Consider the following 20,049-nt stretch of genomic DNA (forward strand, 5'->3'; position numbering starts at 1 on the left):
ATTCTGTACATGTATTTATCTTCAAGCTAGACTTGTGCTATATCCTGTACAAGTGAGATACAAAATGAGAATTGTCTCTTTTACTGAAGCCCGAAATGGTCTAAAAGCCGTCTTGGACAATGTTATTAACGATGCGGATACGACTGTAATCACTCGTCGTGACTCTGAAGATGCTGTTGTAATGTCATTGGATTACTACAACAGCCTTATGGAAACTGTACATTTACTTCGCTCACCAGCGAACGCCGAACACTTAAATCGTTCAATTACGCAGTTTAAAACGGGTAAAACGACTCAGCGAGATCTTATTGATGAGTGACAGGTTATTATCATGGACTGATGAAGCCTGGAATAGTTACGTTTATTGGCAGACTCAAGACAAGAAAACCTTGAAACGCATCAATACCTTAATTACCGATGTTCAGCTTTCTCCGTTTGATGGAATTGGAAAACCGGAAGCCCTTAAAGAAAACCTTTCAGGCTTCTGGTCTCGCAGAATAGATGATACCAATCGTTTGGTATACGCCGTGGATGATACGGCAATTATTGTTATCTCGTGTCGCTACCATTACTAATAAGTGGCAGCTAACAATCAAATGTTGGGGACACAAACACGTGGGCTGCTTCGCAGGATACCCCACGCAGCCACAAAAAAGCCCCCGCAAGCGGAGGCAAATGCTTCTGCCAGATGCCGGAGCATTGGCAACCAGGCAAGGGAATCGATGAACGATTCAGCCCTGTTTTTGTACAAACGCCAGCGTGTCGTCCAGAGCCCGGCCCATTTTGTCGATGATTTCGTCGATCTGGGCTTCGGTCGTGATCAGTGGCGGACACAGCGCCAGTGATGACCCTGCCACCGGGCGACTGATCAACCCATGCTCCTGACAGGCGTTAGCTCCAAAGTAACCAACCTTGCCATCCGGGAAAGCAGCCTTGGTTTCCTTGTCCGCCACCATTTCAATGGCAGCGATCATGCCGGTACCACGCACTTCGCCCACTAACGGGTGGTCGTTGAATTCACGCAGCCGGGTTTGCAGGTAGTCACCGGTGGCTGCGGCTTTGGCAAAGAGGTTGTCGCGCTGATAGATTTCCAGGGTTTTTAATGCCACGGCACAGGCCAGCGGGTGGGCGGAATAGGTGTAGCCATGGCCAAATACGCCCAGCTTGTTGCAAGGGTCGATCATGGCTTCGTACATATCACCCCGGATCACGGAAGCTGAAATCGGCACATAAGCAGATGACAGCTGTTTGGCAAAGCTCATCATATCGGGCTTGATGCCCATGGTGGTGGAGCCAAAGTCGTTGCCGGTACGGCCAAAGCCGGTGATCACTTCGTCGGCCCAGAACAGGATGTCGTATTTGTTCAGGGTGGCCTGTACTTTTTCATAATAACCGGCAGGCGGTACGATCACGCCGGAGGCACCGGTAATCGGTTCAGCAATAAAGGCAGCGATGGTTTCCGGGCCTTCACGCACAATCATGGCTTCCAGATTGGCGACTATACGGTCAACAAACTGGCTTTCGCTTTCGCCGTCCAGCTTGCCGCGCAGGTAATGCGGTGCATCGGTGCGCAGAATCCCCATGGCCTCGACCGGCAGGTCAAAGTTGGCCTGGTTGATGGGCAACCCGGTCAGACAGGCGGCCGCAACGGTGACACCATGGTAAGAACGTTCACGGGCGATGATCTTGCGTTTTTCCGGCTTGCCGATGGCAGCAAAGTAGTAACGCAGCAGCTTGATCTGGGTGTCGTTGGCATCGGAACCGGAGCTGCCAAAAAAGACGCGGGCATTGTCGACCGGCACCATGGCGGTCAGTGTGTCTGCCAGCTGCATGCCGACATCGTGGGTTTTGCCGCTGAACATATGGGCAAACGACAGGGTTTCCATCTGTTTGGCAGCGGCTTCGATCAGTTCGGCATTATTGTAACCCAGTGAAGCGCACCACAATCCCGACATACCTTCGAGGTATTGCTTGCCCTGGTCGTCGTACACGTAGATACCGTCACCCCGAGCGATGTTCATCGTTTCGGTAGCGGCGAAGTTGGTGGTGGGGTAAATCATGTGAGACATAGCAACCTCGATATTCGTCACCCGGCTTGGCGGGATGGATGGGTAATAAGGGCGAGTTCTGCGGCAGGGCTCGTCCGCTGGTATATTGTTGTGCCTGGTTTATTGCGCCTGGTTGGATAACCGGGTCAGTGTTGGTGCTGATCCAGCGCCGGTATGGCGACGGCTGGATAACCGTCGCCAATCGGGTCTTCAATCCGCTGTTACAGCCCGCCGAGGCAGATCAGTTTGGTTTCGAGATAATCATCCAGCCCATATTTCGAGCCTTCGCGGCCCTGACCGGATTCTTTCACGCCGCCAAAAGGAATGGCTTCTGAGCTGATGGCGGTTTCGTTGACACCGACCATGCCAAAATCAATGGCTTCTGAAACCCGCCAGATACGGCTCAGGTTCTGGGTAAACACATACGCTGCCAGGCCATATTCGGTGCTGTTGGCCAATGCAATCGCTTCGTCATCGGTTTCAAAGCGGAAGACGGGGGCAACCGGGCCAAAGATTTCTTCGCGGAAAACACGCATATCCGGCGTGGCATCGGCCAGAATGGTCGGTTGATAGAAGCGGCTTCCCTGCTCCGCAGGCGCACCTCCAATCACTACCCGTGCCCCTTGGGCAACGGCGTCTTTGACTTTTTCATCCACCCCCTGGGCGGCCTTGTCGGTAATCAACGGGCCATGGGTGGTATTGCTATCCTGACCGGCACCCAGACGGAATTCACTCACGGCCTCTGACAGACGTTCGATAAAACGGTCGTAAATACCGGACTGTACCAACAGGCGATTGGAACAGATGCAGGTCTGACCGGAATTGCGGAATTTGGAAATCAATGCGCCGTTAATGGCCTGATCCAGATCGGCATCATCAAAGATGATAATAGGGGCATTACCCCCCAGCTCCATGGAAGTGCGCTTGACGGTATCGGCGCATTGTTTCATCAGCAGCTTGCCCACCGGGGTTGAGCCGGTAAAGGTTACCTTGCGCACCAGAGGGCTACTGGTCAGTTCGTTCCCAATGGCGGGGGCATCGGAGCCGACAACCATATTGATCACCCCGGCCGGGACGCCGGCCTGTTGCGCCAGCACGCCCAGCGCCAATGCCGACAGCGGGGTTTCCGCTGCCGGTTTGCAGACGATGGTACAACCCGCGGCCAAGGCCGGAGCCATTTTGCGTGCCAGCATGGCGCTGGGGAAATTCCACGGTGTAATGGCGGCCACAACCCCCACCGGTTGCTTGATCACGATATTGCGGCGATCGGCTTGTGCCGCCGGAATCACATCACCATAAATACGTCGTGCTTCTTCTGCGAACCACTTGATATAGGAAGCACCATAAAGCACCTCGCCCTTGGCTTCTGCCAGCGGTTTGCCTTGTTCTGCAGTCAGGATCGACGCCAGTTCATCCACATGCTGAACCACCAGGTCGTACCAGGCTTCCAGAATCCGGCTGCGTTTGGTGGCACTGGTGGCCGACCAGCCGGGTAAAGCGGTATGAGCTGCATCAATGGCGCGGCAGGTTTCTGCCGCGCCCATATCCGCTACCGAGACCAGCGCGTCACCGGTTGCCGGATTATCGACCACCAGCGTGGTGTGCTGGTCGGCATCGACCCATGCGCCATTAATCAGTCCCTGTGTTTTTACCAGCAGGCTGTTTTGGAGTAACACATTCATAGTTTCTCGACCTGTTATTCGACTTTACGTTGTTATAGCGTGCAGAAATCTGCCAATAAATACAGCCAGATCATCGCTTATGTTGATAAAACCTTACGTATTATCGTCGCTGGGGAGTCCGGCCAGAAGCTGAGCCGCAAACCAGACCGCTCTGAAAGCTCCGGCCCATGCCTGTGGTGCTATCAAATCACTCTGGCTAACAGCAGGATATATCCCCCGGTGGGTATGGCGACCAGACAGCCGTCGCCCTATCTTGGGAGCATCGGGCCAGCCCCTCAATCCGCCCCAGAGAGACCTACGATGACAGCCACCTATCCTTCTTCATATTATGCTGCCTCGGCCAATCCACAGCCGCAACGTCCAGCCCTGCATGACCATATCACCGCTGATGTCTGCGTCATTGGTGCGGGTTACACCGGCCTGTCGACAGCGTTACATCTGGCTGAGCGCGGCTTTTCCGTTGTGGTTCTGGAAGCCAGCCGTATCGGCTTTGGGGCCTCCGGTCGTAACGGCGGCCAGATTGTTCACAGCTATAGCCGCGACATGGATTTTATTGCCCAGCATTACGGCCAGAAAACGGCCAATGCCATGGGCAAGATGGCGTTTGAGGGTGGGCAGATTATTCGCCGTCTGGTCAAGCAGTACGATATTCAGTGTGATCTCAAGGACGGCGGTATTTTTGCGGCCTGCAACCCGAAACAACTGCGCGAACTGGAAGCCAAAAAAGCCCTCTGGGAGCAGCACGGTCATCAACAGATGGAGATGCTCGATGCGCACCAGGTGCAGGAATATGTTGGTACCGAGCGCTACACCGGGGCCTTGCTGGATCATAGTGGTGGCCATATTCATCCGCTGAATCTGGCGCTGGGTGAGGCGGCGGCGATTGAATCAATGGGGGGCCGGCTCTTTGAAGACTCGCCAGTGATTGATGTCCAGCAAGGCAACCCGGCGGTGGTCAAAACCGCACAAGGGCAGGTAACGGCCAATTTTGTGATGGTGGCAGGCAATGCCTATCTCAATGGCCTGCTGCCGAAGCTGCAACAAAAAGCCATGCCCTGTGGCACCCAGGTGATTACCACAGCACCACTCAGTCCGGCGTTGCAGCGTCAGCTGTTGCCGGGGGATCACTGTGTTGAAGACTGCAATTATCTGCTGGATTATTTCCGCCTCAGTGGTGATGGCCGACTGATTTATGGCGGTGGTGTCACCTATGGCGCGCGGGAGCCTGACAAGGTGGAAGCGTTGATTCGCCCCAAAATGCTGAAAACCTTTCCGATGCTGAAAGACGTCAAGATTGACTATGCCTGGACCGGTAACTTCCTGTTGACGCTGATGCGGTTGCCGCAATTTGGTCGAATTGGCGACAATGTCTACTACGCTCAAGGCTACAGCGGCCATGGCGTTACCTCGACACACCTTGCCGGAGAATTGATCGCCAGTGCGATTCAGGGTCAGGCAGAACGTTTTGATGTGATGGCCAGCTTGCCGCAATACCCGTTCCCGGGCGGCCGTCTGATGCGTATTCCTTACACTGCCATGGGTGCCTTTTATTACGACATGCGAGACAAACTGGGGATCTAGCGACTCCAAACCACTGCCGCCCATTAAGCGGCAGTGGGCGGGTGATGCTTAATAACTTGAATTAGGCGCAGAGTCCGGATTGATTTCCCCATCCACTTCGTCTGGATCCACTCCGTTTTCCAGCAATATCTCCCTGACAGCCGCGATTTGATCCAGCACTATCTGGTAGCGATCGCCGTATTCATACTTTGTAACCTCTATGGCTTTTGGCATATAGGTAAAGGCTATCTTGAACGCATACAGTGCCGGTTCACTCATTTTATCGCTCATACAACATACCTCTTCAAATCCATTGTCATGTCTGCGGCTACCCGTATTGCCGCTGCAGACGTTACCTGGCACGGTCAGTCTGCTACCCTGAACGCCTGTTAATAACAATACGCCCAAAATACTAAGGCAATATCATCAGCAACTACAACAGCAAAACGGCGACTTTTGCCCGTCACTTACCCCAACCTAACCCTGACCTAACCCCTTTTGCGTACCCTCACGGGGGAATACCCCTGATGCATCAATCGTCATAAATTTTTCCCCACAATAATTTTTCTGTAGCAGGAGAAAAGACATGACTCAACGCGTTGCGATTATTGGCGCTGGCCCAAGCGGCCTGGCCCAACTCCGAGCCTTTCAGTCCGCCCAGTCCAAAGGTGCCGACATCCCTGAACTGGTTTGTTTCGAAAAACAATCCGACTGGGGCGGCCAGTGGAACTACACCTGGCGCACCGGTCTGGATGAGAACGGCGAACCCGTGCCCAGCTCCATGTACCGCTATCTGTGGTCCAATGGCCCGAAAGAAGCACTGGAATTTGCCGACTACAGCTTTGATGAACACTTTGGCAAACCCATTGCCTCCTACCCACCACGTGAAGTGCTGTGGGACTACATCAAGGGTCGAGTGGAAAAAGCCGATGTCCGCAAGTACATCCGTTTCAACTCCCCGGTTCGTCATATTGAATACAACAAAGCCGACGACAACTTCACTGTCTCGGTTCACGACCACAATAACGACACCGTATACGAAGAAGTTTTTGACTTTGTGGTAGTGGCCAGCGGTCACTTCTCAACCCCATTTGTACCGGAATATCCAGGCTTCGAAAGTTTTGGCGGCCGTATTCTGCACGCTCATGACTTCCGTGATGCACTGGAATTCAAAGACAAGGACATCCTTGTTGTTGGCTCCAGCTACTCTGCTGAAGACATCGGTTCCCAGTGTTACAAATACGGCGCTCGCTCTATTACTTCCTGCTACCGCAGTGCGCCGATGGGTTACAAATGGCCAGCCAACTGGGAAGAAAAACCGGCCATGACCCACGTTGAAGGCAACACCGTGTTCTTTTCTGATGGCAGCAGCAAACAGGTCGATGCCATTATTCTGTGTACCGGTTACCTGCACTCGTTCCCGTTCCTGCCAGAAGAGCTGCGCCTGAAAACCAACAACCGCCTGTGGCCTCTGGGTCTCTACAAAGGCGTCGTCTGGGAAGAAAACACCAAGTTGTTCTACCTCGGCATGCAAGACCAGTGGTACAGCTTCAATATGTTTGATGCCCAGGCCTGGTACACCCGTGACGTCATCATGGGCCGTATTCCTTTACCATCGAAAGCAGAGATGGAAGCACACAGTGCCCAGTGGCGTGAAAACGAGCTCAAGCTGGAAACCGACAAGGAAAACTACGAGTTCCAGGGTGCCTATATTCAGGATCTGATCGACGATACCGATTACCCGAGCTTTGATATTCCGGCGGTGAACGAGACGTTCCTGATCTGGAAGAAACACAAGAAGCAAGACATCATGACCTTCCGTGATTATTCCTTCCCGTCAGTAATGACCGGTACGCCGTCTCCGGCTCACCACACGCCGTGGTTGTATGCCCTGGACGACTCCCTTGAGGCTTACCTCAACGACGAACCCAAGCCCGAAGAAATCAAGCGCGCCGCTGGAGAATAATTCCTCAGCTTGCCCTCTCTGGCACCACGGTGGCAGAGAGGATTTGCCCAAGCCGTTTGTTCTATCCCTGCGCGCCATGCGCATCTTTGTCAGATTCCATCGAGGCCCATACCATGACTGTTACCAAGATTCCTGCACCTTCCGTTGAGGTAATCACCGACGACCTGGCCGGTTGGTCCAAGGTCGAAGGCAATCCCACCATGAAAACCTGGATTGAATACACCTCCCCGGATGAATCCATGATCGCCGGTTGGTGGGAAGCCACCCCGGGCACCTATTACGCTGAATACGCTGGCTGGGAATTTATCCACGTCATTGAAGGCAAGGCCATCATCACCCCGGATGGCGGTGAAGCGGTTGAAATCGGCGCTGGTGATGCCGTGACTCTGGAGGCCAACTTCAAAGGCCATTGGAAAATCATTGAGCCGATCAAGAAGCACTTCACCATCAAACTGAAGTAACGCCCCACCGTACGTATCCCCGCCAATCCGGCCCTCTGGCCCGATATGGATTAGCGGGGATCGCCAGCCCATCCCGCTTTCCTGTCTCTTGCCTGCCTCTTGCCTGATTATTCCCTGCCTCTTCCCACCCTCGGATCGTCTCTGCTACATTTGAGTGCCTGATCAATAACCCCATGCACCACTGCCAAGCATGCTCGACCGAACCCGGTTCCACCCTGGCGCTTTTGCATCCCGAACGACCTGATATTCCACACTCAAACGCCCATAATACCGGGGAATAAAATAAAACCGGGTTATCTCTCTCAGTTGGTCAGAATTTTGCTTATCTAAAATACTGTCCAAACGGTCAATTTTTTTAAACCGGCAATGTCACTTGCCACTACAGGAGAAGGACGGATGAAACGACGTCAATTTCACAAGCTGATCAGCGGTCTGGCCGCCGGAACCCTGATGGCTGCTCTTTCTATTCCCGCCGCGATGGCAGCTGATCCGTTTAAGGTTGGTTTTGTGTATGTCGGCCCAATCGGCGACCACGGCTGGTCTTATCAGCACGATCAGGGCCGCCTGTCGGTTGAAGAGTATTATGGTGACAAGGTTGAAACCACTTACGTTGAAAACGTAGCCGAAGGTGCGGACGCCGAGCGTGTGATTCGCAACCTCGCCAAAACCGGCCATGACCTGATCTTCACCACCTCGTTCGGCTTTATGAACCCGACCCTCAAAGTCGCCAAACAATTTCCCAAAGTAAAGTTTGAACACGCTACCGGTTACAAAACGTCCAAAAACATGGGCACTTACGTTTCCACCACTTACGAAGGCCGTTACATTGCTGGCTACGTGGCATCCCAGGTCACCAAGTCCAACAAGGTCGGCTACATTGCCTCGTTCCCGATTCCGGAAGTCATCCGTGATATCAATACCGTGCAACTCGCACTGAGCAAATACAACCCGGAAGCCGAGTTGAAAATCATCTGGGTCAACAGCTGGTTCGATCCGGGTAAAGAAGCGGATGCTGCCAACGCCATGATGGACCAGGGTGTGGATGTCATTCTGCAGCACACCGATTCACCTGCCGCCATGCAGGCTGCTGAACGTCGCGGCAAATACGCCGTTGGCCAGGCATCCGATATGTCCTCGTTTGGACCTAAGGCTCACCTGATGTCGGTCGTTGACGAATGGGGCCCGCACTACATCAATACCGTTAAAGCCGTTATGGATGGCACCTGGACAGCTTCTGCCCACGTCGAAGGCATGAAAGAAGGCGCGATTGTGGTACCTGGCTTCAACAAAAGCATTCCTGCCGATGTCGTCACTCATGCTGAAGAACTGATCGCAGGCATCAAGGATGGCAGTGTTTATCCTTTCACTGGCCCTCTGAAAGACAACAAGGGCGAATTGAAAGTACCGGCTGGTACCAAAATGACCTTCGCCGATCTGGAAAAAATGAACTGGTATGTTGAAGGCATCAAAGCCGACATTCCGAAGTAATACACCGGGTAACGGCCATCATGACACCTTCACCATGATGGCCGGTCAGGCCCAACCGCAAAGAATACCGCTCGGTTAGCTGGTATTACCTGTCCTCTCTTATCACCAGACAAGAGGCGGACAGGTTTTTTTATTGGATCTCCGCTTATGAATATTCCCCTGATTGATATCTCCCCTCTGTACCAGCAAGACCATGACGGCAAGGTACAGGTTGCCAACGCCATCGACCATGCCTGCCAGCACAGCGGTTTTTTCTATATCACCGGCCACCCCATCAGCCGTGAACGTATGGCTGACATGCGCCAACTGGCGGAAGAATTCTTCGCTCTCCCCGCCGCAGAAAAACTCAAGATCAATATTCGCTTGTCCGCCAACCACCGTGGTTATGGCGAAACCGCCGCCGAACAGCTTGATCCAAGCCATCCCGGCGACTGGAAAGAATCCTTTGATATGGGCCTCAACCTGCCCGCCGATCATCCCCTGATCGGCCCGGAACGCCCCTTGTATGGCCCCAACCAATACCCGGATGCCATTGAAGGTTTTCAGGCCAAAATGGAAGCTCATTACTGGGATATGCTGGCGCTGGGCAAAAATATTCTCAGTGCCCTCGCCATCGCACTGGAGCTGGATGAAACGTTTTTCGACGACAAGTTCGACCACCCGCTCAGCGTGCTGCGTTTTTTACACTACCCTGAACGGCCAGACACGACAGCACAAGCAGCCATGGGCGCAGGCGCCCACAGCGACTACGGCTGTATTACCATTCTTTGGCAAGATGAGATTGGCGGCTTACAGGTGCAGGACGTCAACGGCCACTGGGTTGATGCCCCACCGATTGCAGATACCTTTGTGATCAACATCGGCAATATGATGGCGCGCTGGAGTAACGACCGTTACAAATCGACGCCACACCGGGTATACAGTCCATCCGGAGCCGAGCGTTATTCCATGCCGTTTTTTGTTGAACCGGATTTTGATACCGACGTCAGCTGCCTGCCAAACTGCTGCAGCGAAGGCGAAACGCCCAAATACGAGCCGATTTCTGCCGGAGACTGGATGATTTATTGCTTCAACAGCACCTACGCCTATCGAGCGGAAGAAAGCTGAGTCCGTCCGCCCGTATCCGCCCGGAGCAGTTATCCGGGTGGATACGTCTTGCGGGCGGGATTGACGACGTTATTACTGACTGATTTTACCGAATGCCCGCACGCGGCTGATGCCACCATCCGGGAAGATATTGACCCGGATATGTGTCACGGCTCCCAGCCCCTGCAACTGTTCCTTGAACGTATGTTCCTGGTTCATCTGCAATTTCTGCGATGGCAACAGCTCCTGCCAGTACAGGCTTTGTGCTTCGATCTGGTCATCAGAACCACCGGTGACACAGGCAGCCTGAATCGAGCAGCTATCCGGGTAGTTACCCTTGAAGTGCAGGGTATCGATGATCAATTCCTCGATTGTACCCTTGTGGCCCAGGGCCAGAATCACCCAGTCAAAACCCGGAGTACGGCGACGAGCCGTTTCCCAGCCATCCCCCATATTGATACCACGGCCCGGTGCAATCAGATTGCTCATATGGCCAAAGTGCTGGTCATTACACGCTAGCGCCCGCCCTCCGTTAAGAGCTGCAGCAAGATCGATCGATTCATCCGCAGACTGGGTCGACCAGTCCCGGTACGGCACACCGTAAACCTTCAAACGCGCCACACCACCATCAGGAAAGATATTCAGGCGCAAATGCGTCCAGGGTTGGTCGGACGCAATCGGGTGCACATGCTGGCTGTTGCCCTGCAATGACACCGACGGCAGCACCTCTTGCCAGACCGTATCGTTATTCGGGTCCCCTTCGGGACAAAAACAACCCTCCAAAGACGCCGACGGCGGATAGTTGCCGGTAAAGTAACGGGTATCGATATCCACCGCCTTGATCACGCCCGCCACCCCCAGGCGCACAACCGCATGGTCATAACCCGGCCCGCGTTTCCGGCGTGACTCCCAGCCGTCCATCCATTTGCCGTTGTCGTCATAGACACCTTCCTGCCAGACCGGCTCTTCCGGGTTCAGCATCCGATCGGCGGCGGCAAACCAATCGTCGGTCACGGCGATTACTTTGGCACCCAGGCGGGCGCTGGCGAGGTTAACGTATTGACGCAGTTGTTCTGTATTCATGCTGTTGGGGCCTACTTGGAATGGGGAGGGAAGTGTTCATGCCAATGCCGGGCGATATCGACCCGACGGCAGAACCAGACGTCTTCGTGGCTGCTGGCGTATTCAATAAAACGCTGCAGCGATGCCAATCGGCCAGGTCGGCCAATCAGGCGGCAGTGCAATCCGATCGACAGCATTTTGGGTGCGCTTTCGCCTTCGGCGTACAGCACATCAAAGCTGTCTTTCAGGTACTGATAAAACTGCTCTCCGCAGTTAAATCCTTGTGGAGTGGCAAACCGCATATCGTTACTGTCGAGGGTGTAAGGAATCACCAGATGCGGTTTTTCCGGGCCATCGACCCAATACGGCAGGTCGTCGTCGTACGCGTCGGAGTCGTACAGAAAGCCACCTTCTTCCATCACGACGTCGCGGCTGTTGGGGCCGGTACGCCCGGTGTACCAACCTAACGGCCGTTCGCCGGTAATATTGGTCAGAATCTCGATGGCTTTTTGCAGGTGCTCGGCCTCTTCGGTCTTGTCCATGTACTGATAATCGATCCAGCGGTAACCATGGCTACAAATCTCATGACCGGCTGCCACCATCGCCTTGATGACTTCAGGGTGACGCTCAGCGGCCATCGCCACGGCAAAAATCGTCAGCGGAATATTATTCTGTTCAAACAGTTTCAATACCCGCCAGACACCGGCCCGGCTGCCGTATTCATAGATCGATTCCATGCTCATGTGTCGCACCCCGGCTAACGCCTGGGCACCGGGCATTTCCGACAGAAAGGCTTCGGACTCTTTATCGCCATGCAAGACACAGCGCTCGCCACCTTCTTCGTAGTTGAGCACAAACGACAACGCCAGGCGGGCCTTGTTGGGCCACTGTGGATGGGGTGGCTGGTCGCCATAACCGATCAGGTCGCGGGGATAATCCGAATTCATGATGCCTCCTGAGTGCCGCCGCCGGTGGCTGCGACAGGTGTAAACTGAACACATTAATCAAAAATATTGTATACAATATTTTCATCAAGACTAGCTTAATTAGCCGTAAATAAACACTATAGAATCAAAAAACTGCTCTAAAAAAGCCAATAACTGGTTTATAATCCATCATCTTTGTATACAATTTATTGAAATGTTAGTATCCAGTCTCAGCGATTTGCCAGCAGTGGAATTCAAAACATCTCATGATCACCGAACAACAGCCTCAGACCAGCCACCGCGGGGTACAGGATGCCCGGATTTACCAATCCATCTTTGAAGCCATCCTCGAACAACGTTTGCTGCCTGGCACCAAGCTGAACGAAGCAGCACTGGCCGAGGTATTCAGCGTCAGCCGCACGATTATCCGCCGCGCCCTGGCCCGACTGGCACAAGACGGCGTGATTGAGCTGATTCCGAACAAAGGGGCGACCGTTGCCAGCCCGACCCCCGAACAGGCTAACGACACCCTGGTGGCCCGCCAACTGGTCGAAGAAGCGGTCTTGAAACTGGTGTTGGCCATCCCGCCATCCCCGGCCAAAAGCAAAGGGATTAAACAGCTGCGCAAGCTGATAGCACGGGAACAACGTGCCTTTGAAACCGGCGACAAAGGCAACGGCCTGCGGTTGTCTGGGGAGTTTCACCTGTTGTTGGCCGAGATGGCCAACAATCAGGCACTGGCCGGATTCCTGTCGCGCCTGGTATCACAAACCTCTCTGATCATTGCCACCTACGAATCACCACACCAGCACCGCCATTGCTCATACGAAGAACATATGTCATTAGTAGATGCCATTGAGTCCGGTCAGACTGCCGAGGCTATCCAGCTGATGAATCATCATATGGAACATATTCAGCTCAAGTTGCAGTTAAGCCGCGATCTGAGCACCCCAGACCTGCACCGGATATTTGCCAGCCAGACCAGCTGACGTATTCACCTGCCCCTAGCCAGAGGAATTGCCATGCCCGTCACACTTGAGCCGATCCCCCTCACCCGAGCAGCCTTCCAGGCCTTTGGTGATGTGATTGAAACCGCCGATCGCGACCATTTTGCTATTAACGATGGGTATGCCGACCGTTTTCATAACCTCGCAGATCTCGATCTGACCGAGCAACAGGGCAAACCGTTGGTGAGTATCTTCCGGGCGCGGCCCCGACCACGACCGATTGCAGTGGATATGATGGAACGCCACCCACTCTCCAGCCAGGCTTTTATTCCGCTGTGTCAAACGCCGTTTCTGGTCCTGGTGGCACCTGCGGGAGAGCCACCCCATCCCGACAACCTGACGCTGTTTAGAACCAATGGGGCTCAGGGGGTGAATTTTCATCGCGGGGTCTGGCACTTTCCATTACTGGTGGAAAAAGAAAATCAGCAATTTCTGATTATTGACCGTGGCGGCGAGGAGAAAAACTGCGACCTGCATTATTTTGCCGACGATATCCGCGGTGAAATTGCATAACCGCAGTGTGTTTGCGCCAGGTAACCAGTAGCCAGCCGGGTAAAACAAACAGCTGGAGCAGCACCAGATGTCTTCCAACACTGGAACACGGTACTGATCCAACCTGCCCAATCACCCTTGTTTATCCACACGGGGCTTGCCCTGATGCACCACTTGCCGTAATCCTTCGCCCTCCAGTCGATAGGCCTTGGCAAAGCCAGTGATATAACTTCCATGCTGCGGCATCAGCCGGAACAGATGAAAGTCTCCCAATCCGCGTAACACCTGCAAGGTCGGGCCGAGATGTTGCGCCATGGCATCCAGAATGATGTTCCGCTCACTGGAGGCAAGGTCAGCATCCCCACGATCAGCCTGTTCCACCACCTCGGCACAGGCATATACCGTGGCCCGGGTACGGGCAAAGATATTACGGGCGCGCTCTTCCGGCTCGATCCAGAACAGACCGACGTTCGGGTTGGCTTGCAGATTCCGGGTGTGGCTGGCCAACTCGGACAGAAAGACGTAAAAACAGCCGTCCTGCTGGATAAACGGCGCATAACTGGTTTCCGGCTCGCCGCTGGCGTTAACCGTCGCCAGGGTCAGGCTGTTAAAACCGGCGATAAAGGCGTGGAAATCGTCGCTGATTGACACCAGCGTTTCTTCCCCAGAGTCTTCCGGGTTAGCCGCGGTGGGATTATTGTTGTTCATTGTGCTTTTCCTGACGTCAAAGTGGTCATCTTCAGGTTTATCCTGTATCCATTGTCAGCTGGCTCCCAGGCATGCAACGCACCGTCATCGCAGGCCCGCCCGTATTCTGCTATTCGGCAAACCGGTCCGTGGCCTGAATCAGCTGATCCAGAATACCGGGTTCCGTCATGGCGTGTCCGGCGGCTTCCACAATGTGTAATTCCGCCTCCGGCCAGGCCTTCGCCAGCTGCCAGGCATATTTCAATGGGCATGGCATATCAAAGCGGCCATGGACAATAACGCCGGGAATGCCGTGGAGTTTGTCGGCATCACGCAGCAGCTGGCCGTCGTCCAGCCAGCCTTTGTTGCTAAAGAAGTGATTTTCAATGCGGGCAAAAGCCAGCGCAAACTGGTCGCCGCCGAAGTCATCGACCAAATCTGCGTCGGGCCGCAGGGTAACGGTGCCGCCTTCCCATTGGCTCCAGGCTTTGGCGCAGGCAATTTTTTCGGCGGCGTTGTCGCCGGTCAGGCGCTGGTGATACGCCAGCATCATATTGCTGCGTTCCGCTTCCGGAATGGGGGCCTGGAATTTCTCGAATTTTTCCGGGTGCATTTCCGACACGCCATACTGGTAGTACCAATCCAGCTCGGCTTGAGTCAGCGCATAAATGCCGCGTAATACCAGTTCAGACACCCGCTCAGGATGGGTTTCAGCATAGGCCAGTGCCAGGGTCGATCCCCAGCTGCCACCAAACACCTGCCACGTTTTAATGCCGAATGTTGCTCGCAGCCGCTCGATATCAGCAACCAGATGCCAGGTGGTATTGGCTTCCAGACACGCATGAGGGGTGGAGCGTCCGCAACCACGCTGATCGAACAGCAGCACGTCGTATTTGGCCGGATCAAACACCCGACGATGGTGATCACTGCAGCCTCCACCCGGCCCACCATGCAGAAACACCGCCGGTTTTGCCCCTGGTGTCCCCACCCGCTCCCAATAAATCTGATGGCCATCACCGACGTCGAGCATGCCGCTGTCATAGGGTGCAATGGCGGGGTAATAGCCGCGCAAGCTGTTGTTTGCCGCAGAGGTTGTCATAGTCGTCCTTCCGTTGGGGTCAGCAGGCTAAACCTGACATGGCCGGAGGTTACAAAAAAAGGCCCGGCAAGATGTCTGGCATCGATGCTGCAAGCCCTGGTACTTACAAGATTACCGCAGCCAGCGGCCCCAGCCAAAGCGGCGAGGTCATATGAAACCACGGCCCAAAGCCCATTTCTGTGCGCTTTTGGGGACAGTGTCTTCTCTCAGGGCATAGTGCGGAAGATCAGCCTGTATGTCTGCGGATACGCGGTTCTTGCCGGGTGCGGCAATATTTTGCTAACTGATTGTTTTTAATGAAATAAATGATTTTTACCCACAATTCTGACCGATTGGCCAGTTTTTTGCTTTTTATTCAGCAACTTGACCGATTGGTCAGCAAAGTATTCCGACAGTATGCATCTTTACCAACATCTGCTCCTTCAGCCCGGTTCTGCCAATGGCTGACGGCAATCATCCTCAGGGAGATAACCATGTCCGACCATCAATCCAATGATCTACTGTATCCACTGGATGCCAGGCCTGGCGCTCTGGAATCCAGCTTCGCCGCCATCCAGCATGTACTGGCCAGTTTTGTCGGTATTATCACGCCAACGCTGATTGTCGGTGGTGTTTTGGGGCTGGGTGAACATATTCCGTACCTGATCAGTATGGCGCTGATGGTCTCCGGCGTTGCCACGGTGATCCAGGCACGTCGCCCATTTGGTATTGGTGCGGGCATGATCTGTGTACAGGGAACCAGTTTTGCGTTTTTAAGCTCGGTACTGGCGGCCGGTTTTATTGCCAAGGGCAAGGGCGGCGGCCCAGAAGAGATTCTGTCGCTGATTTTTGGCGTGTGTTTCCTTGGTGCCTTTGTTGAAATTTTCCTGAGCCAGTTCCTGCACAAGCTGAAGTCGGTGATTACGCCGCTGGTGACGGGGATTGTTATTACCATCATTGGTGTCAGCCTGATCAAGGTTGGCATGACGGATTTGGCCGGTGGCTTCAAATCACCAGATTTCGGTAGCCCGGCGAACCTGGCATTGGGTGGATTGGTGCTGCTGAGTATTATTGTGCTGAACCGCTCTTCCAACAGCTGGATTCGCTTGTCGTCTATTGTAATCGGCCTGGTCATCGGGTTTGTCGCCGCCGCATTTATGGGCAAAATCAGCTTCGACAACCTGGCCAGTCTGCCGGCTTTCAGTATTCCGGTACCGTTCAAATATGGCTTCTCATTCGACTGGACGGCGTTTGCTCCTATCGCACTGATTTACCTGATCACCGCCATTGAATCCACCGGCGACCTGACCGCCAACTGCATTGTGTCGCATCAGCCCATCAAGGGTGAGAGCTACATCCAGCGAGTCAAGGGCGGCGTCCTGGCCGATGGTATTAACTCCTTGCTGGCAGCTCTGTTTAACAGCATGCCCAACACCACTTTCAGCCAGAACAATGGCGTGATCCAGCTGACCGGTGTTGCCAGTCGCTACATTGGTTATTACATCGGTGCGGTACTGTTTATTCTGGGTATGTTCCCGATTATTGGGGGCGTACTGCAGAATATTCCCAAGCCGGTACTGGGTGGCGCTACGCTGGTGATGTTTGGCACCGTGGCTGCCGCAGGGGTCAAGATTCTCGCCACCGAACACCTGGATCGCCGCAAAATGCTGATCATGGCAGTTTCGTTTGGCATGGGTCTGGGCGTGATCATGACACCTAACCTGCTGGCTGAAATGCCCAAACTGGTGCAGAGCATCTTTGGTTCTGCCATCACCACAGGTGGTCTGGCCGCAATTATCATGAGCGCCCTGCTGCCGGAAGAGAAAACCACCGCTGCAGCGCAAGCCACCATGACAACCGCAACAGAGAAAACCGCTGGCACTGTGTCCTGATTCGAAGATATCGACGACATGGACTGTTAAGATAAGGCCGCCTCTGGGCGGCTTTTTCAGCTCTGCCGCATTTCAGGCTACAATGCCGACACTTTCGATAGAATCAGATAATCTCATGTCTTTAAATATTACGTCCCACGGCCATGAAAAAACCGCCGGTGACATCCGCCAGCGTAACGAGAAAATGATCCTCGCCGCCGCCGAGCAAGAATTTGCTGCTTTCGGTTTCAAAGGCGCCAGCATGCGCGAAATAGCCAATCGTGCCGAGCTACCCAAGGCCAATATTCACTATTATTTCAAAAACAAACTGGGCCTGTATCTGGCGGTCCTGAGTGACATCATCGATCTTTGGGATGGCACCTTCAGCAAAACCATGAATGCCGACGATAACCCGGCCGAAGCGTTGCCAAACTATATCCGCAAGAAAATCGAGTTTTCCTACCAGTATCCACTGGCGTCCAGAATATTCGCCACCGAGATCATCAGCGGCGGCCCCAATCTCGAGGATTATTTTAGCAACGGCTATGCCGAATGGTTTGAATCCAGGGTGGAAGTGTTTCGGGAATGGCAACGACGCGGCAAAATAAGCGCCAATATCGACCCGGCGCATCTGATCTTTTTACTCTGGTCCAGCACCCAACACTACGCTGATTTCCATATCCAGATCGCCTCGGCCCTGGGTAAAAGCGAACTCACCCCGGCCGACTTTGATGCCGCAACCGATACCCTGACGCATATTATTCTGACAGGTTGCGGGGTCAGCGAGCCGGGAACAGTCACACTGGGCAAGGTCAGTCTTCCTGCTGGGCCAGCCGTTCCTGATGCCGTGCCAACACCCGGGATGCCTTGATTCTCAGCCTTGGCGGTTTGATTGGCTTGTGCAGAAAATCCAGCTGTTGCCAGATAATCTCCTGGGCCACTTCCTCACTGGTATCGCCAGTGATGATCAGTGCGGCAACCCCGGGCAAGGTTTGCCAAACCCGCTGTACCAGCTCACAACCGCTGTATGACCCAGGCATCCGGTAATCAACCAGCATTAACGCAGGCTGATAACCCTGCTCGATAGCTGCCAGGGCATCCTCTGTCGTCACAAAACCGGAACAGTCACTGCCCCAGGATTGCAGCAAATCGGTCATGGCATTAACAATGGCGGCCTCGTTATCCACCACCATAACCGCCAGCCCCTTGAACACATCCTGATTCAGAGCACTGGATTCGCGGTTCTGATCCAGCACTGCGTCTTCCGGTAACGACTCCGCCAGCGGCAGCGTTACCACAAACTCCGTCCCGGCACCCAGTACCGAGTGCACCTTTACTGGCAGTTCCAGCAACAACAGAATCCGCCGGACAATCGCCAACCCCAGCCCCAGGCCTTGATGCCGGTCGCGCTCCTGATTGTGTACCTGAAAAAATTCATCAAAAATACGGCGGCAATTCTCGGCGGTAATACCGATGCCGGTATCCCGGACATGTAACTGCAAGTGATCTTCTGGCCCAAGGGTACAATAGATATCGACCTTGCCCTGTTCGGTATAACGGAACGCATTCACCAGCAAGTTGGTTAATACCCGCTCCAGTAAAACCGGATCGGTCCTGACGGCACAATGGCGACAACCAATCTGGAACGCCAGGCCCCGGATCTGCGCTTCAAGCTGGAACTGGGGTTCCATCCTTGCCAATAATTCATCGAGATAAAATACCACCGGATTGACTGCCACCACCCCGGCATCAAAACGGGAAACGTCAAACAAGGCATCCAGCAACTCATGCAAGGAAGCCACCCCCTTCTGGATATTGGCCAGCCCTTGCTGCTGCTGCGGGGTAGTAACCAGAGCAGCCAGCGATTCACTGTACAGACTGACCGCCTGCAGGGGCTGGCGCAAATCGTGACTGGCAGCGGCAAAAAAATGGGACTTCTCACGGTTGGCGGTATTGGCGCGCTCGGTTTCCTGCTGCAGGTCTTCGATCAGATCAAGGTTTTCGTATTTCAGCTGGATCGACTGATCAATCACCCGGTGAACAGTACTGCTGAAGCTGAACGTTGCCAGCAGGTAAACGACCCCGCCAAATCCCATCCAGCCGTAAAACCATTCGTCCTCCAGAAACATGCGCCCCAATAACGGCAGCATCAGAGGGGAGGCGAACAAGCGGTAAGACACTGGCCGCGATGACAGCGACACCAGACTGCCTGCAATCATGCTGACAAACGTCAGAATCAGAAATGCGACATTCTTGATCTCCGTGCCATCAAAAAAATGCCAGCCCCCGGCACCCCAGATACAGCCTGTCAGAAAGATCAGCAGCATTTGCTGACGGTCGTAATTCCTCAGTCTCTGGCTATTGCTATTGACCTTGTCCGGCTTGTACAAGCCAAAATGCAGCAGCCGAATCGCCAGGATCGCAACCAGGGCGCTTTCCCACAGCAGTAGTGAATTACTCTGGCGGTCGGCCCAGAAAATAAGTAGCAAGGGCATGCTGCCGAACAGGTTGCCGATCAGAATCATCGGCGTGTTACGCCGGACGATCAGAATTTTTTCGGCTTCAACCTTGATGTTGGGCGCGTTGTCGTTGTTTTCGGCATCATCGACAAAGGGATGGGTGTGGAAAAACATGT

At 54.0% G+C, this 20,049-nt stretch carries 19 protein-coding genes; 11 read left to right on the plus strand and 8 right to left on the minus strand.

All coding sequences use genetic code 11. From position 1 onward, the window contains the following. The first annotated feature begins 64 nt into the window (after positions 1–64). Both Q8W22_RS04930 and Q8W22_RS04935 read left to right on the plus strand, forming a co-directional pair. Positions 65–319 (plus strand): type II toxin-antitoxin system Phd/YefM family antitoxin, encoded by a 255-nt coding sequence (locus Q8W22_RS04930; protein ID WP_303434130.1) that lies wholly within the window; start codon positions 65–67, stop codon positions 317–319. Continuing rightward, entirely contained in the window at positions 312–575 is a 264-nt protein-coding gene (locus tag Q8W22_RS04935) for a Txe/YoeB family addiction module toxin (RefSeq protein WP_305451748.1), read from the plus strand. Before Q8W22_RS04930 ends, Q8W22_RS04935 begins: the two co-directional genes overlap by 8 nt. Before the next feature lie 156 nt (positions 576–731). Here the strand turns inward: Q8W22_RS04935 and Q8W22_RS04940 are convergent, their stop codons facing one another. Next, the gene (locus tag Q8W22_RS04940) at positions 732–2,069 is read right to left on the minus strand and encodes an aminotransferase (protein WP_305451749.1); all 1,338 of its coding nucleotides are present in this window, start codon (positions 2,067–2,069) and stop codon (positions 732–734) included. A 200-nt stretch (positions 2,070–2,269) separates the two neighbouring features. Then, positions 2,270–3,730, minus strand: a complete 1,461-nt coding sequence (locus tag Q8W22_RS04945) for an NAD-dependent succinate-semialdehyde dehydrogenase (RefSeq protein WP_305451750.1) — start codon at positions 3,728–3,730, stop codon at positions 2,270–2,272. A gap of 300 nt (positions 3,731–4,030) precedes the next feature. Between Q8W22_RS04945 and Q8W22_RS04950 the strand changes: the two genes are divergently transcribed. After that, entirely contained in the window at positions 4,031–5,311 is a 1,281-nt protein-coding gene (locus Q8W22_RS04950; protein WP_305451751.1) for an FAD-binding oxidoreductase, read from the plus strand. Positions 5,312–5,359: 48 nt separating this feature from the next. Here Q8W22_RS04950 and Q8W22_RS04955 read toward each other — a convergent pair whose 3' ends face one another. Further along, positions 5,360–5,581 carry a hypothetical protein gene (locus Q8W22_RS04955; protein WP_303434135.1) on the minus strand — a complete coding sequence of 74 codons (222 nt, stop codon included), beginning with the start codon at positions 5,579–5,581 and terminating at the stop codon, positions 5,360–5,362. Positions 5,582–5,876: 295 nt separating this feature from the next. Between Q8W22_RS04955 and Q8W22_RS04960 the strand changes: the two genes are divergently transcribed. The 4 genes from Q8W22_RS04960 to Q8W22_RS04975 all read left to right on the plus strand — a co-directional run bounded on the left by Q8W22_RS04960 (position 5,877) and on the right by Q8W22_RS04975 (position 10,312). Then, positions 5,877–7,256 (plus strand): NAD(P)-binding domain-containing protein, encoded by a 1,380-nt coding sequence (locus Q8W22_RS04960; RefSeq protein WP_303434136.1) that lies wholly within the window; start codon positions 5,877–5,879, stop codon positions 7,254–7,256. A gap of 113 nt (positions 7,257–7,369) precedes the next feature. Beyond that, on the plus strand, positions 7,370–7,717 hold the full coding sequence (locus tag Q8W22_RS04965; RefSeq protein WP_303434137.1) for a cupin domain-containing protein: 348 nt from the start codon (positions 7,370–7,372) through the stop codon (positions 7,715–7,717). A 396-nt stretch (positions 7,718–8,113) separates the two neighbouring features. After that, the gene (locus Q8W22_RS04970) at positions 8,114–9,205 is read left to right on the plus strand and encodes a BMP family ABC transporter substrate-binding protein (RefSeq protein WP_370693324.1); all 1,092 of its coding nucleotides are present in this window, start codon (positions 8,114–8,116) and stop codon (positions 9,203–9,205) included. Positions 9,206–9,352: 147 nt separating this feature from the next. After that, positions 9,353–10,312: an isopenicillin N synthase family oxygenase gene (locus Q8W22_RS04975; protein WP_303434138.1), complete on the plus strand. Its 960-nt coding sequence runs from the start codon at positions 9,353–9,355 to the stop codon at positions 10,310–10,312. A gap of 72 nt (positions 10,313–10,384) precedes the next feature. Here Q8W22_RS04975 and alc read toward each other — a convergent pair whose 3' ends face one another. Together alc and puuE are read right to left on the minus strand one after the other, a co-directional pair. Next, positions 10,385–11,374 carry an allantoicase gene (gene alc / locus Q8W22_RS04980; protein WP_303434139.1) on the minus strand — a complete coding sequence of 330 codons (990 nt, stop codon included), beginning with the start codon at positions 11,372–11,374 and terminating at the stop codon, positions 10,385–10,387. An 11-nt stretch (positions 11,375–11,385) separates the two neighbouring features. Continuing rightward, positions 11,386–12,300, minus strand: a complete 915-nt coding sequence (puuE, locus tag Q8W22_RS04985; RefSeq protein ID WP_305451752.1) for an allantoinase PuuE — start codon at positions 12,298–12,300, stop codon at positions 11,386–11,388. A gap of 245 nt (positions 12,301–12,545) precedes the next feature. Between puuE and Q8W22_RS04990 the strand changes: the two genes are divergently transcribed. Both Q8W22_RS04990 and Q8W22_RS04995 read left to right on the plus strand, forming a co-directional pair. After that, positions 12,546–13,268 (plus strand): GntR family transcriptional regulator, encoded by a 723-nt coding sequence (locus tag Q8W22_RS04990; RefSeq protein ID WP_303434141.1) that lies wholly within the window; start codon positions 12,546–12,548, stop codon positions 13,266–13,268. A gap of 33 nt (positions 13,269–13,301) precedes the next feature. Next, positions 13,302–13,799, plus strand: coding sequence for an ureidoglycolate lyase (locus Q8W22_RS04995; protein WP_303434142.1), 498 nt, complete (start codon positions 13,302–13,304; stop codon positions 13,797–13,799). A 111-nt stretch (positions 13,800–13,910) separates the two neighbouring features. Here the strand turns inward: Q8W22_RS04995 and Q8W22_RS05000 are convergent, their stop codons facing one another. Both Q8W22_RS05000 and pip read right to left on the minus strand, forming a co-directional pair. Continuing rightward, on the minus strand, positions 13,911–14,486 hold the full coding sequence (locus Q8W22_RS05000; protein WP_305451753.1) for a HugZ family protein: 576 nt from the start codon (positions 14,484–14,486) through the stop codon (positions 13,911–13,913). A 109-nt stretch (positions 14,487–14,595) separates the two neighbouring features. Beyond that, on the minus strand, positions 14,596–15,564 hold the full coding sequence (pip, locus tag Q8W22_RS05005; RefSeq protein ID WP_305451754.1) for a prolyl aminopeptidase: 969 nt from the start codon (positions 15,562–15,564) through the stop codon (positions 14,596–14,598). Between the two features lie 473 nt (positions 15,565–16,037). On the opposite strand from pip, the gene Q8W22_RS05010 reads away from it, so the two are divergent. Beyond that, positions 16,038–17,435 (plus strand): uracil-xanthine permease family protein, encoded by a 1,398-nt coding sequence (locus Q8W22_RS05010; RefSeq protein WP_303434147.1) that lies wholly within the window; start codon positions 16,038–16,040, stop codon positions 17,433–17,435. Between the two features lie 115 nt (positions 17,436–17,550). After that, positions 17,551–18,285, plus strand: a complete 735-nt coding sequence (locus Q8W22_RS05015) for a TetR/AcrR family transcriptional regulator (protein ID WP_305451755.1) — start codon at positions 17,551–17,553, stop codon at positions 18,283–18,285. On the opposite strand, the gene Q8W22_RS05020 is transcribed toward Q8W22_RS05015, so the two are convergent. Then, positions 18,227–20,047, minus strand: a complete 1,821-nt coding sequence (locus Q8W22_RS05020; RefSeq protein WP_305451756.1) for a hybrid sensor histidine kinase/response regulator — start codon at positions 20,045–20,047, stop codon at positions 18,227–18,229. The two genes, Q8W22_RS05015 and Q8W22_RS05020, sit on opposite strands and share 59 nt — an antisense overlap. Positions 20,048–20,049 lie beyond the last annotated feature (2 nt).

The sequence above is a fragment of the Oceanobacter sp. 1_MG-2023 genome (assembly GCF_030689025.1).
In the GTDB taxonomy this organism is placed as follows: Bacteria; Pseudomonadota; Gammaproteobacteria; order Pseudomonadales; family Oceanobacteraceae; genus Oceanobacter.